Source organism: Niveispirillum sp. FG156 (assembly GCF_057809555.1).
This window is the reverse complement of the sequence record NZ_JBMDKE010000007.1, coordinates 79,109-92,905: the sequence shown is the minus strand read 5'-3', so window position 1 is coordinate 92,905 and position 13,797 is coordinate 79,109. Positions and strand designations below refer to the sequence as shown.

11 protein-coding genes and 1 tRNA gene are annotated in these 13,797 nt (G+C 65.9%); 10 read left to right on the top strand and 2 right to left on the bottom strand.

Annotated features, from left to right (window positions below):
* The first annotated feature begins 443 nt into the window (after positions 1-443).
* The 6 genes from ACODSP_RS06130 (at position 444) to ACODSP_RS06105 (ending at position 5,987) form a co-directional block, all read left to right on the top strand.
* Positions 444-1,592 (top strand): hypothetical protein, encoded by a 1,149-nt coding sequence (locus tag ACODSP_RS06130; RefSeq protein WP_488964739.1) that lies wholly within the window; start codon positions 444-446, stop codon positions 1,590-1,592.
* A complete protein-coding gene (locus ACODSP_RS06125; protein WP_488964738.1) occupies positions 1,589-2,992 on the top strand; it encodes a hypothetical protein in 1,404 nt (467 codons plus the stop codon). Before ACODSP_RS06130 ends, ACODSP_RS06125 begins: the two co-directional genes overlap by 4 nt.
* Before the next feature lie 6 nt (positions 2,993-2,998).
* Positions 2,999-3,604 (top strand): pyroglutamyl-peptidase I, encoded by a 606-nt coding sequence (locus ACODSP_RS06120; protein ID WP_488964737.1) that lies wholly within the window; start codon positions 2,999-3,001, stop codon positions 3,602-3,604.
* Between the two features lie 208 nt (positions 3,605-3,812).
* Positions 3,813-4,730, top strand: coding sequence for a sulfite exporter TauE/SafE family protein (locus ACODSP_RS06115; protein WP_488964736.1), 918 nt, complete (start codon positions 3,813-3,815; stop codon positions 4,728-4,730).
* The gene (locus ACODSP_RS06110; protein ID WP_488964735.1) at positions 4,727-5,494 is read left to right on the top strand and encodes a TIGR02186 family protein; all 768 of its coding nucleotides are present in this window, start codon (positions 4,727-4,729) and stop codon (positions 5,492-5,494) included. Before ACODSP_RS06115 ends, ACODSP_RS06110 begins: the two co-directional genes overlap by 4 nt.
* A gap of 22 nt (positions 5,495-5,516) precedes the next feature.
* A complete protein-coding gene (locus ACODSP_RS06105) occupies positions 5,517-5,987 on the top strand; it encodes a universal stress protein (protein ID WP_488964734.1) in 471 nt (156 codons plus the stop codon).
* A gap of 13 nt (positions 5,988-6,000) precedes the next feature.
* Here the strand turns inward: ACODSP_RS06105 and ACODSP_RS06100 are convergent, their stop codons facing one another.
* Positions 6,001-6,531, bottom strand: a complete 531-nt coding sequence (locus ACODSP_RS06100) for a DUF2244 domain-containing protein (protein ID WP_488964733.1) — start codon at positions 6,529-6,531, stop codon at positions 6,001-6,003.
* A gap of 74 nt (positions 6,532-6,605) precedes the next feature.
* Here ACODSP_RS06100 and nth point away from each other — a divergent pair, with 74 nt between their 5' ends.
* The 4 genes from nth (at position 6,606) to ACODSP_RS06080 (ending at position 11,799) form a co-directional block, all read left to right on the top strand.
* Positions 6,606-7,241 (top strand): endonuclease III, encoded by a 636-nt coding sequence (gene nth, locus ACODSP_RS06095; protein ID WP_488964732.1) that lies wholly within the window; start codon positions 6,606-6,608, stop codon positions 7,239-7,241.
* Positions 7,242-7,252: 11 nt separating this feature from the next.
* Entirely contained in the window at positions 7,253-8,419 is a 1,167-nt protein-coding gene (hemW, locus tag ACODSP_RS06090; protein ID WP_488964731.1) for a radical SAM family heme chaperone HemW, read from the top strand.
* A 277-nt stretch (positions 8,420-8,696) separates the two neighbouring features.
* Complete coding sequence (locus ACODSP_RS06085) at positions 8,697-11,642, top strand: methyl-accepting chemotaxis protein (RefSeq protein ID WP_488964730.1); 2,946 nt, start codon at positions 8,697-8,699, stop codon at positions 11,640-11,642.
* Between the two features lie 80 nt (positions 11,643-11,722).
* Positions 11,723-11,799, top strand: a tRNA-Arg gene (locus ACODSP_RS06080).
* A 17-nt stretch (positions 11,800-11,816) separates the two neighbouring features.
* Here ACODSP_RS06080 and cobT read toward each other — a convergent pair.
* Complete coding sequence (gene cobT / locus ACODSP_RS06075) at positions 11,817-13,706, bottom strand: cobaltochelatase subunit CobT (RefSeq protein ID WP_488964729.1); 1,890 nt, start codon at positions 13,704-13,706, stop codon at positions 11,817-11,819.
* Positions 13,707-13,797 lie beyond the last annotated feature (91 nt).

The window sequence follows — 13,797 nt, the reverse complement described above, 5'->3', positions numbered from 1 at the left end:
ATGTTCAGGGAAAGGGAAAAGCCGGAAAAAGAGAAAAGCAGATGACGTAACACCCGTCGGTGCGAGGGATCACATAGGTGCGTACAGGTTAATATTGCGTTGAGGTTTGCCGGTAATTGCGCTGAGTCAAAAGACAAGGGCAGGAAACAGCATGCCGTGGACGTATCCGAACTGGCAACAGCGGAATTCAGCGTCGGAGGTACCGCGTTTGCACCGGCGTTGATCAAAAGCGACAAAGGACCTAGCTTATTGATCCGCAGCGAAATTGCGTCGGGCGCCTGGGACGTGATAACGATAATGGCAAAAGAATGTTCAGGCTCGGAGTTTGCCCGGACCATGTGGATCGAATGCTTTGTGCCAGCCACTTTGCCGGATGCGCCGGGCGCATCGCCGGTGGCCGGTGCTATGGGTCCGTCCTCTGACCGGGGATGGCGGAGTGCGCGATGCTAGGCTCCCTTCTTCGTCGTCTGACCGGGCAACGTTCAGAACCGCCCCGCCCCGTCCCGGCCCCGCCGGTGGTCGCGGAGACGGAAACCGATGCGCCCCCGGTCGCCGACCATCCCGCTGAGCTGGATTTGCAGATGTCCAGCCTGGAGGCCCATGCCCTTCCCGGCGGGCCGGGCAAAAGCCCCGTCTTCTCCTCCCGCGCTGTTCGCGATGCGACCGTGGTGACTGGAACCATCGAGTCGCTGAACCGATTCGTGACCGGTCAGGATGTGCTGGATGATCTGACCTGGCGGCTGGAAAGCCTGACGGCGGATCAGGTGAATTTCCTGCAGCTGTCCGCCGAACCCGGCCTGATCCAGCGCGCCCAGGCCCGCAGCGAGATATTGAAGGGCGCCAAGGCCGCCGCCTTGCGCAAGCTGCTGACTGATCTGGCGGGTGGTGCCATTCCGGAACCGGCCAGCCGCAGTGCGCCGCTGGTGCCGCCCAACGCCCCCATCCTGCCGCCCCTGACTTCGCTGCTGCCGCGCGCCGGTGAGGGACCGGTACCGTTGGTGCCCAGCCTGGGTTCTGCCAACCCGGCCCCGCCCGGTCCCGGCGCGCCCAGCCTGACCACGGCACCGCCGCTGGTGTCCAAACCCATTCCCCCGGCCCCCGCCAAGCCCCTGGTGCCCACGCCCGTGCCGCCCAAGGCGCCGGTCGTTTCCGCGCCCGCCCTGGCGGATGTAAAGGCGACGGAACCGAAACCGGCGGAAACCAAGCCGGTGGAGGTAAGGGTGCCCGAGGCGAAGGCCCCGGAACCCAAACCCGCCGCGTTCAAGCTTCCGGACGTCAAGCCCGTGGAGCCGAAGCCGGTGGAGCCCACACCCGCTGCGACCGCAAAGGTGCCGGAGCCCGTGGCCGCAGCACCGAAAACGCCGGCGCCGGCGCCAACCCCGGCAGCGGCAACGGCACCGGTGGAACCAGCGCGGCCCGAACCCGCCAAGGTTCAGGCCGAAACGACGCGTCCTGCCCAGGCACCGGTGGCCCCGCCGCCATCGGAACCCGCAGGCCTGCCCCGCCTGGACCGCCAGGATGCGGAGGCACGCCGCGCCCGTCTGCTGGCATCCTTGAACGACACTTTCTCCTCCAGCGAGGCCGCCCCATGAGCATGCCGTCCAGCGACACCACCGACGCGCGCAAGCCGGTGGAGACGGGGGCCACAGGCGCACCCCTGACCGGGGAAGTGCAGGACAGCGTCGATCCGTTCGATTACGCGGAAACCATCGTCCGCGATCTGGCTCACCATGTCGGCTCGCGCCTGCGTGATTTCCGCTCCGACCTGGCCGCCATGCATTCCGCCGTGGTGCAGCTGCCCGAAACGATGAAGATCAACGCCCTGGGGCAGAGCATCCAGGAGCTGCGCGAACGTCTGGCCCATCTGACCGGTGTGGTCAGCCAGCAGGTGACCCGCTATCCAGAAGAACTGGACCGCGTCGCCAAGTCGGGGTCGGAGCTGCTGAACCGCGTCGCCGGCCTGGAAAGCTGGATCGCGGCGGCGCGCCAGACCATGGCGCAGGGGGGCGAAGGCCCGAACCTGCCCATGCCCACCGGCGGCTTTGTCGGCCATGATCAGTTCGAAGCCATCATCAGCCAAGTCCATGACAGCATCCTGCGGGTCGTGGGCGCCGTCCGCGACCTGCAATTGGATGTCCGCGATATCCGCAGCGATGTCCGCAAGGGCACGCCCGGTGATGCCGCACCCGCCGCCGCACCGGTGGCGGCAGCGCCCGCCACCCCCGACCATGGCCCCGCCCTGGCCGAGCTGTCGCGCCGTCTGGCCGCATTGGAAAACCGTCCGACGCCCGCCAGCGGTCAGGCCCTGGCCGATCTGGAACGCCGCCTGAAGGCGCTGGAGGATCAGCCCGCCGCCGAGGCGCCGGCCCCGGCTGCCCCCGCCGTTCCCCCCGCACCCGTGGCCGCCGCCCCGGCGCAGGCGGACGTGGCCGCCCTGGTGTTCGGCGCCTGGCACCGCCTGTCGCTGCCCGCCGGCGACAAGGCATTGTCGCAGACGGTGGAAGCGGTTCTGTCCACCCTGTCGCGCACCTTCGATCAGACGGTGCGGTCGCCGCAGGTGGCAAAGGGTTCCGGCATCGTGGCGGTTGCCACGGCCACCCGCGCCGGCACCCCGATCACCGCCCTGCTGGCGACCGAGGATCTGTGTGGCCGCACCTGGGCCCTGGGTGCGGATGCCGCCGACATGGCCGCTCCCGCCGACGGGGACAAGCCGGCAGCGACGCGTACCCCCTGCTGGCGCGCCCTGCTGGCCGCGTCCGCCCTGGTCGAACAGCAGCAGCCGGGCACCAAGGTACTGCCGCTGCTGGTCTATGGCCATGGCAGCATCGACAAGCTGCCGTCGCGCGACGACATGAACGCCCATGCCGGCAAGCTGGGCGTGTCGGCGGCGGCGGAACGGCTGCTGGTCATCGGCGCGCCGGACCAGTCGGGCCATACCGGCTTCGCGCAGCCGCGCGACCTGCTGTCGGCATTGACCGAGCTGGGTCTCTGATCCGGCATGCCGCGCATCCTGGTCACGGGCTTCGCACCCTTTCTGGGCCACGCCGTGAACCCCACGGCCTGGCTGGCGGAACGGCTGAACGGGGCCAATGTCGCCGGGGCAGATGTGACGGGCGTTCGACTGCCCGTCACCTTTTCCGGGGCGGTCCCGGCATTGAAGGACGCCGTGGCCGAATACCGGCCCGATGCCGTGGTGATGTTCGGCCTTGCCTATGACACCGACCTGATCCGCCCGGAACGGCTGGCCCTGAACCTGGATGACGCGACCGCCCCCGACAATGACGGTGTGGTCCGCCGCAACCGGCCCATCGCTGCGGACGGCCCCATGGGCTATTGGTCGTCCCTGCCGCTGGACGCCATCATCGATGATCTGGATGCGGGCGGCTTTCCCGTGAAAGCCAGCCGCGATGCCGGCGGCTATATCTGCAATCACCTGTTCTTCGGGATGCGCCATTGGCAGCCCGGCCTGCCCGCCGGCTTCATCCATGTCCCACCCTTCCCCGACGGGCTGAAACCCGAAGATCGCGGCCACCGCACCGGTATGGAACCTGAACGGCTGGAACAGGCGGCCCGTATCATTCTGGCGCGGGTATCGCAATCATGATAGGTTTTATTTCCTTTCACTGATCCGGTTCAAGCCATGCAACACCCCCTGATTTTCTGTTTCATGATGTTGCATAGCGCCCGGAGTACGATGGATCGCTGCTCCGAATAGCCTTGGCGGGGAATGCATTTGCTTCCCCCTGCCCGTGAAAGTCAGTAGCATGGCTGGGCCGTTGCCACCCGCCCTCGCCAAGGGATCTTCCGGGATCATGCAGATTTATCTTCCCATTGCCGAAATCTCGGTCAACGCCCTGTTGATCTTGATGCTGGGCGGGGGCGTAGGGTTCCTGTCGGGTCTGTTCGGGGTGGGCGGCGGCTTTCTCATGACGCCCTTGCTGATCTTCATCGGCGTGCCACCCGCCGTCGCCGTGGGCACCCAGGCCAATCAGCTGGTGGGCGCTTCGGTTTCCGGTGTGCTGGCCCATTGGCGGCGCAACAATGTCGATGTGAAGCTGGGCGGCGTCATGCTGATCGGCGGTGCCATCGGCACCGGGCTGGGCGTCTGGCTGTTCGGCCTGTTGCAGAAGCTGGGCCATATCGACCTCGTCATCTCGCTCTCCTATGTGCTGTTCCTGGGCACCGTCAGTTCCCTGATGCTGACGGAAAGCGTGCGGGCCATCGTGAAGGGGCGCGGCGTGCCGGTGCGGTCCAAGCTGCATCACCATACCTGGCTGCACGGCCTGCCCTTCAAGATGCGGTTTCCGCGTTCCCGCCTTTATATCTCCGCCTTGCTGCCGGCCTTCATCGGCTTTGTCGGCGGGGTGCTGGTGGCGATCATGGGTATCGGCGGCGGGTTCCTGCTGGTGCCGGCCATGATCTATATCCTGGGCATGCCCACCGCCCTGGTGGCCGGCACCTCGCTGTTCCAGATCATCTTCACCACGGGTCTGGCCGCCTTCCTGCAGGCCGTGGGCAACCAGACGGTCGATATCGTGCTGGCCCTGCTGCTGCTGGTCGGCGGGGTGATCGGGGCACAGTTCGGGACCCGCGCCGGGGCCAAGCTGCGGGGTGAGCAGGCGCGGGCCTTGCTGGCCCTGATGGTGCTGGCCGTGGCCGTGAAGCTGGCCGTGGACCTGATCGTGCGACCGGAGGATCTGTTCTCCATCACCCTGCCGGTGATGACATGACCCGCCGCCACCGACGCCTTCTGGCCCTGCCCTTGGCGCTGCTGGCCGGGTTCTGCCTGTGGCAGGCGGCACGGCCCGCCTGGGCACAATCGCTGGTCGCCGATCTGTCCAGCCACCTGATCGCCATCACCACGGGCTTCACGGGCACCGATGTGGTGCTGTTCGGCGCCGTGGACGGGGATGGCGATGTCGCGGTCGTGGTGCAGGGGCCGGAGGGCGAGGTGACGGTGCGGCGCAAGGACCGCGTGGCCGGCATCTGGATGAATGTGGAGGATGTGGCCTTCGCCCGCGTGCCCGCCTATTACAATGTCGCGGTGACGGCCCCGCTGGATGGCGTGGTGCCGCCGACCGTGCTGCAACGGCATGAGATCGGGCTGGATTATGTCCGGCTGCTTCCGGAAAAGGCCAAGCTGCCGCCCGAAAAACTGGCCGAATTCCGCGCCGCCCTGATCCGCAACAAGCAGCGGGCGGGGTTATACACGACCGAGGTGGGGGAGGTTTCCTTCCTGGGTCAGCGCCTGTTCCGCACCCGCATCTTCTTTCCGGCCAATGTGGCCACCGGCACCTATACCGCGTCGGTCTTCCTGATCCGCGACGGCGATGTGGTCAGCGCGCAGACCACGCCGCTGCTGGTCTCCAAGATCGGCTTCTCCGCCAATGTGTTTGAATTTGCACAGCGCAATTCTGTTTTCTACGCCATCCTGGGCATCATGCTGGCCGTGACATCGGGCTGGCTGGCCGGGATCGTCTTCCGCAAATCATAATGGCCTTCGGGGGGAGGCAACCATGACCGACAAGACCCGTATCTTCCTGGTCGTCGTGGACGAGACGGAGGAAATGACCGTCGCCCTGCATTACGCCGCCCGCCGCGCCCGCACCACGGGGGGCCGCGTCGCCCTGCTGCATGTCATCCCGCCGTCGGAGCTGCAGCATTGGGGCGCCATCGAGGAATTGATGAAGCAGGAGCAGCGGGAAGAAGCCGAACAGCTGATGCAGCGGCTGGCCAAGGAGGTGGTGGATATCGCCGGCTCCATGCCCATGCTCTATATCCGCGACGGGCAGGCCAGCGAGCAGCTGATGAAGCTGATCCAGGAGGAACCCAGCATCTCCATCCTGGTGCTGGCCGCCGGCACCGGACGCGGCGGGCCGGGGCCGCTGATCAGCTTCGTGGTGGGGCAGATGTCGGGCAGCCTGCGTATCCCCGTCACCGTCGTGCCGGGCTACCTGTCGGATGATCAGCTGGACGCCATCACCTGACGCCGCGCCAGCGCTACCTTCCCCCGCGCCAGCGTTCCAGTGCGTTGCGCAGGGCATCGGCAAAGTCCCGGCGTTCGTCGGGTGACAGGTAACTGCCCACCACCAGATGCCGTCCATGGCTGGCCAGGGTGATCTGGCTGCCGGGCCGCGGCGGTTCATCCAGATGCACGCGCAGCCAGCCGGGCGCCAGGGTCCAGACCTGCCGCCGGTTCGACGGGTCGATGCGTTCCACCGTCAGCGCCCTGTCGGTCAGCTCCACCGTCTCACACGCGCTGGCGCTGCGGTAGCTGGCCTTGAACGCCCAGTAAAGGAGGACGACATCCACCCCCATGAAGCCGATGATGGGCCAGGCGCCCGACAGGTAGAAGGCGGCACCGGCCCCCAGGCTCAAGGCGCCGACGCAAACCATCAGGCGGCGGAACCCCGCCGTGCTCAGGCTGCGATGGGGATGGATCACGGCCCGGAACAGGACCGTGCCATCGGTTGATGGGGCGACCGCATCATTCATGGCATAGACGATAGGGTGCGGACGTGTACGGGGCAAGGTGGGGCGATTGCGACAGGCTGTCCCGCCGACTATGTTAAGCGTCACCCCTGCCCCCGCCCGGATGCCCCCAATTGAAGCGCGCCGCCATCGACGAATTCTTCCGCCGCCTGTCGGAAGCCAATCCGGAACCGAAGACGGAGCTGGAATATTCCAACCCCTATACATTGCTTGTGGCCGTCGTGCTGTCGGCCCAGGCAACCGATGTCGGCGTCAACAAGGCGACCCGCGCGCTGTTCGAAAAGGCCGACAATCCGGCGGCCATGGTGGCCCTGGGCGAGGCGGTGGTGCGCGACCATATCAAGACCATCGGCCTTTATAAGAACAAGGCCGCCAACACCATCAAGCTGTCGGAAATCCTTTTGGCCAAGCATGGCGGCGAGGTGCCGAGACGGCGGGAGGATCTGGAGGAACTGCCCGGCGTGGGGCGCAAGACGGCGAACGTTGTCCTGAACACCGCCTTTGGGGAGCCGACCATCGCCGTCGATACCCATATTTTCCGCGTGTCCAACCGCACCGGTCTGGCGCCCGGCAAAGATGTCGATGCGGTGGAGCAGGGTTTGCTGAAGCGCGTGCCCAAGACCTGGCGCCTGAACGCGCACCATTGGCTGATCCTGCACGGGCGTTATGTCTGCAAGGCGCGCAAGCCGGATTGCCCCGCCTGCATCGTCCGTGATCTTTGCGGGTTCGAGGCCAAAGTGCTGGAATAGGAAGTATGTTGATGCGTACCCCGCCCGATCCGGGTTTCGCGCTGTATGTGCATTGGCCGTTCTGCGCGTCCAAATGCCCTTACTGCGACTTCAACTCCCATGTCCGGGAAAAGGTGGATCAGCCGCGCTGGGCCGAGGCCATGCTGCGGGAGCTGGATCATTTCGCCGATCTGACACCGGGCCGCACCCTGACTTCCGTCTTCTTCGGCGGCGGCACCCCGTCGCTGATGCCCCCCTCCACCGTGGAAGCCATTCTGAAGCGGGCGGATGAGCGCTGGGGCCTTCCCACCGGGACGGAAGTGACGCTGGAGGCCAACCCGACCAGCGTGGAGGCCGACAAGTTCCGCGCCTTCCGTGCCGCTGGCGTCAACCGCGTCAGCCTGGGTATCCAAGCCCTGAACGAGGCGGACCTGAAGGCCCTGGGCCGCCGGCATTCGGCGGATGAGGCACTGACCGCCATCGGGCTGGCTCGCGCCATTTTCCCCCGCTACAGCTTCGACCTGATCTATGCCCGGCCGGGCCAGACCGTGGCGACCTGGCGGGAGGAACTGTCGCGCGCCCTGGACCATGCCGTCGGGCATCTGTCGCTCTATCAGTTGACCATCGAGGAGGGCACGCAGTTTCACACCCTGCATGCGCGCGGCGAGCTGGTCCTGCCGGAGGAGGAGGTGCAGGGAGAGCTTTATGCGGCCACGCAGGAGGTGCTGAACGCCGCCGGCCTGCCCGCCTATGAAGTGTCGAACCATGCGCGACCGGGCGAGGAAAGCCGCCACAACCTGACCTACTGGCGCTATGGCGATTATGTCGGCATCGGGCCAGGCGCACATGGCCGCCTGACCCTGCCCGGCCAGGGCAAGGTCGCCACCCGCACCCACCGCGCGCCGGAGATCTGGCTGGAGCGGACGCTGGCCAAGGGCACCGGCGCCAAGCCGTTTGAAGCGGTGGCGGATGCCGACCGGCTGACCGAGATGCTGATGATGGGTCTGCGCCTGTCGGAAGGCGTGTCGCTGGAACGGCTCACCGCGGAAACGGGCAAGCCGCTGACGGACTGGATCAATCCATCCCGCCTGGACGGCCTTATCCGTCACGGCATGCTGGAACAGCGCGGGTCCGTTCTGGCCGCCACAATCGACGGGCGGGAGCGGTTGAACGCCGTACTGGCCCGGTTGCTGGGGTGATTAGCACTTATGAACTATCCAACTGGATAGGATTGACTGCATAGCCTGTTTAATAAAATGCCGTAAATTTCAGCATACGCATGTCACCGATAGTCATTGTGGAAATCACGATGGCTGAAACGTGACTTGATATCGAAAATCATACCCCGCGATGCGGTCCTTTGGTTTGATGATATCGAAGCTGAAGCGGTTTGATTTTGTATCCGAACCATTTTTCTTCGTATCCACTTGGAACCAAGCTGTCGCCCATCCGGAAATTTGCCCCCATGGAGCCGGCATGCGCAGCAATGGTCCCGTCACGAACCGGGAAGTGGAGATGACGGATGGCGACCTGTTGGTGTCGAAGACCGATACCAGCGGCCGCATCACCTTCGTCAATGATGCCTTCATCGCCATCAGCGGCTTTTCCGAACAGGAACTGCTGGGCGCGCCGCACAATGTCATCCGCCATCCCGAGATGCCGAAGGAGGCCTTTGCCGACCTTTGGGCCACCGTGAAGGCGGGCCGGCCCTGGGAAGGGTTGGTCAAGAACCGGTGCAAGAACGGGGACCATTACTGGGTCCGGGCCAATGTCACCCCGATGCTGGAGGATGGGCAGGTCACGGGCTACATCTCCATCCGGTCGAAGCCGTCGCGGGCCGATGTCGCCATGGCGGAAAGTCTTTACGGGACGATGCGCAGCGGCAACGCCGGAAACCGTCAGGTGCGGGGCGGCAGTGTGCAGGCGACGGGCCTGCTGGCCACGGCCCGGCACTGGCTCAATTCCGTGCGCGGACGGCTGGTCGTGGTCTTCACGCTGATGCTGTTGCTGCAGCTGGTGATTGGCGGCATGGGCATGAAGGCCGCCGATGACGGGCACGAACGTATCGCGCATCTGAACGAGGAGGCCGTGGTGCATATGCGCCGGCTGAAGATCGTGTCGGACGCCTACGCCGTCTTCATCGTCGACGCCTCGCACAAGGTCCGCAACGGCAACTTCACCTGGGAAGAAGGCATCAAATCCATCGACAAGGCCCATGCCGATATCCGCCGCGAATGGGCGGATTTCACCGGGTCGGACATGGATGATGATGAACGGGCCCTGATCGCCAGGGTGACACCGCTGCTGGGGGCTGCTGATCGCACTGTGGATGCCCTGCAGGCCGCCATGAAGGCGCAGGACCGCGCCGCCCTGGACCAGTTGGTGAAGGAGAAGCTTTACCAGACCATCGACCCCGTCTCCGACATTATCAGCCAGTTGGCCGAAATCCAGCTGGCCCACGGGCCGGAAGCCCTGGCGGAGAGTGAAAGGGAGCATGGCACCCTGCTGCTGGAGCAATGGATCATCGGTGCCCTGGGACTGGCTGTCACCATCGCTGCCGGTCTGTGGCTGCTGATGACCATCCGCAGGCCCATGGCCGGGATGCGCGCCGCCTTCGAAGCCATCGCGGCGGGCCGCATGGATCAGCCCATCGACATGCCCGACGCACGGGAATTCACGGGCGTGTTCGGGCAGTTGCGCGCCACCCGCGCCAAACTGGCTTTCTCGCGGGAGGAACGGCAGGTAGCGGAGGCTAAGTCACGGGCCGAGACGCGCCAGCGCCTGCTGGAAACCTGCGACGCCATCGAAACCGACCTGATTGCCACCTGGCAGGGTGTGGAACAGAGCTGTCAGCGCGTGGTGGGTGGCATGGATCAGTTGAGCCATGCCATCGGGTCGGTCCGGGAGAACGCCGTGCTGCTGTCCTCGGTCGCCGAACAGACCTCTGCCAATGCCCAGAACGTGGCCGCCGCGACAGAGGAGCTGGGGGTTTCGGGAACCGAGATCGCCCGGCAGGCCAGCCTGTCCAATCAGGTAGTGGCCCGTGCCGTCGCCAGCGCCCGCGACGCCCAAGGAGCCGTTTCCCGCATGTCGGAAGCGACGGGCGAAATCCGCGCCGTCGTGGGCCTGATTGCCGAGATCGCGGAGCAGACCAACCTTCTGGCCCTGAATGCCACGATTGAGGCCGCGCGCGCCGGTGATGCCGGCAAGGGCTTTGCCGTGGTCGCGTCGGAGGTGAAAAGCCTGTCCAACCAGACCCGCAACGCGACCGAGGATATCGCCAAGCGGATCGAGGCTGTGCATGCCGCCGTGGAAGGCAGCGTCGATGGCATCAATGCCGTGATCCGCGTGGTGGAGGAGATCAACCACACGGCCACGGCCACCGCCGCCGCCGTGGAGGAACAGTCCGCCGCCAGCGCCGAGATCGGTCGCAATGCCGAGGAATCGGCCAGCGGTGCCGCCCAGGTCAGCCAGAGCGTGGCCCGGATCAGCGGCGATGTGGACGAAGCCAGTCAGGTGACGGGGGAGGTCCAAGCGCGGGTCGGCGATACCCAGCGGTCAGTGTCCGCCCTGCGCACACGGCTGCTGACCACCCTGCGGCAATCGGTGGCCGGCGACCGCCGTAGCAATGACCGCATCCCCACCGACCTGCCCGCCCGTCTGGTATCCGGCGGTGGCAACTGGGATGTCCGGGTGCTGGACCTGTCGGTGGATGGTGCGCTGCTGACCATGCCGGCGGGGCTGAAGGTCGATCCCGGCGCACGGGCACAGCTGACTTTGGCCGATCTGGGCACCTTGTCCACGCGGCTGGTGGGTTCCAGCGAGTTGGGTCTGCATGTGAATTTCGAACCGCGCGCACAGGAACAGGAGGCGCTGACCGGCTTTGTGCAGCAACTGGTAAACGCCGAGTCGTTGTTCGTGACCGCCGCCCAGGATACGGCGGCAAAGCTGGGGGTTGCCCTGTCCGAGGCACTGGCCGCCGGGCGGATCAGCGAGGATGATCTGTTCTCCACCGAACTGCATCTGGTGCCGGGATCGGACCCCGAACAGTTCATCGCCCCCTTCACGGCCCTGACGGATCAACTGTTCCCCGCCATCCAGGAACCGGTCCTGAAGCTTGACCCGTCGGTGCAGTTCTGCGCGGCGGTGACAGGCATCGGCTATCTGCCCACCCATAACGCCAAATTCAGCGAGGCACCGCGACCCGGTGACCGTGACTGGAATATCGGCCATTGCCGCAACCGCCGCATCTTTGACGACCGGGCCGGCATGGCCGCCAGCCGCAACAGCCGCCCCTTCCTGATGCAGGCTTATATGCGCGACATGGGCGGCGGGCAGGTGTTGCGCATGAAGGAGGTTGATGCCCCCATCATCGTCGCCGGCCGCCGCTGGGGCAATCTGCGCCTCGCCTACAAGAAGTGATCCTGCCGGAAGCCCCCCTGGAACCGGTCCATGGGGGCTTTCCCGGCGGCGCGATTGCCGCTATATGGGGGGCGTGGTTGGCGTCCGTAGCTCATCAGGATAGAGCGCCGGTTTCCTAAACTGGAGGCAGCAGGTTCGAGTCCTGCCGGGCGCGCCACATTTCCCCGCCTGAAATCAGCGCCGTCCGCCCGCCGCACGCCTTGGCGCCGCGCCCCAGCCACGCCGGCTATCCTCATCGAACAGTTCCGCCAGCTTTTCCATCATGGTGCCGCCCAGCTGCTCGGCATCGATGATGGTGACGGCGCGCCGGTAATAGCGCGTGACGTCATGGCCGATACCGATGGCCACCAGTTCAACCGGGCTTTTGGTTTCGATCCAGTCGATGACGGCGCGCAGATGCTTTTCCAGATAGGAGCCGTTATTGACCGACAGGGTGCTGTCATCCACGGGCGCGCCATCGCTGATCACCATCAGGATGCGGCGCTGTTCGGGGCGGCCCAGCAGACGCTGATGCGCCCACATCAACGCCTCACCGTCGATATTCTCCTTCAGGATGCCTTCGCGCAGCATCAGGCCCAGATTGCGGCGCACGCGGCGCCAGGGGGCATCGGCACCCTTATAGATGATATGGCGCAGATCATTCAGGCGGCCCGGCTGCGGCGGCTTGCCGGCGGCGATCCAGCGTTCGCGTGACTGCCCGCCCTTCCAGGCGCGCGTCGTGAAGCCCAGGATTTCCACCTTCACGCCACAGCGTTCCAGGGTGCGCGACAGGATATCCGCACTCATCGCCGCGATGGAGATGGGGCGGCCACGCATCGACCCGGAATTGTCGATCAGCAGGGTGACGACGGTATCGCGGAAATCCGTCTCATTCTCCCGCTTGAAAGACAGGGGCACCGTCGGGTTGATGACGACGCGGGCCAAACGCGCCGCGTCAAGCATGCCTTCTTCCAGGTCGAACTCCCAGGACCGCGTCTGCTTGGCCAGCAGGCGGCGCTGCAACCGGTTGGCCAGCTTGGAGATCACGCCCTGCAAATTCTGCAATTGCTGATCCAGCATCAGGCGCAGGCGGGTCAACTCGTCCGGGTCGCACAGGTCGGCGGCATCCACCACCTCGTCAAAGGCGGTGGTATAAGGCTTGTAGGTGCCAGCATCGGGTTCGTTGCGGGACCGTTCGGGGCGCGGCTGCTGTCCAGGATTGCCCGGCTCCTCGGAGCCTTCGCCCTCGCTCAGCTCGCCTTCGGCCTTCTCGCCATCCTCACCCTCGGCGGCGTCCTCGGACCGGCGCTGCTGTTGCTGCTGCTCCTGCATTTCCTGCGACTGGTCTTCGCCGGATTGCTGCTGGCCGCCCTGGCTGTCCATCTCCTTGTCGCTGTCGCCAGCATCGGGGCTTTCAGGCGCATTGTCCTGCTCGCCCTCGTCGCTTTCCGGCTCGGCCCCCACTTCCATATCCATGTCGGACAGCAGGCGGCGGACAGCCTTGGCATAGGCGTCCTGGTCCTCCATGACACCCGACAGCTTGTCCAGGCCGGTGCCCAGCTTGTCGGCCACCTTCTGCCGCCAGAGATCGACAGCGGCGCGCGCACTTTCCGGGGGTGGCGCCCCCGTCATGGCTTCGCGCGCCAGCAGCCGCAGCACATCCGGCACCGGCACCTGTTCAGGATCGTTCAGCCGGTCGAAGCCCGCCTTGCGGTACTTCTCCTCCAGGTTGGCGGCCAGATTGCCGGCCACGCCCCGCATCTGGGTAGCGCCGATCGCCTCCACCCGCGCCTGTTCCAGCGCCTCATACGACAGGCGGGCCTGCTCGCTGACCGGCATGCGGTTGACATGGATGGCGGCGTTGTGGTGGCGCAGGCGCAGGGCCGCGGCATCCGCCGACCCGCGCACATGCGCCAGTTCACGGGGGTTCAGATCGCGGGGCGGCAGCGGCACCCGTACCCGTGTTCCCGCCACGCCGGCCGGTTCGGAGGAGAAGCCCACCACCAGATCCTTGCGGTCCGCCAGGGCCCGCACGGTGGCGGTGGTGGCGCGCTTGAAGGTCTCAAGGGGGCTTTCCTGGGTCATGATCCGTCACTGTTCCATCCGCCCGCATCGACAGGGCGCACAGCAACAATAACGGATGGGTGTGATCATACCCAACCATTTTGCCAGGGTC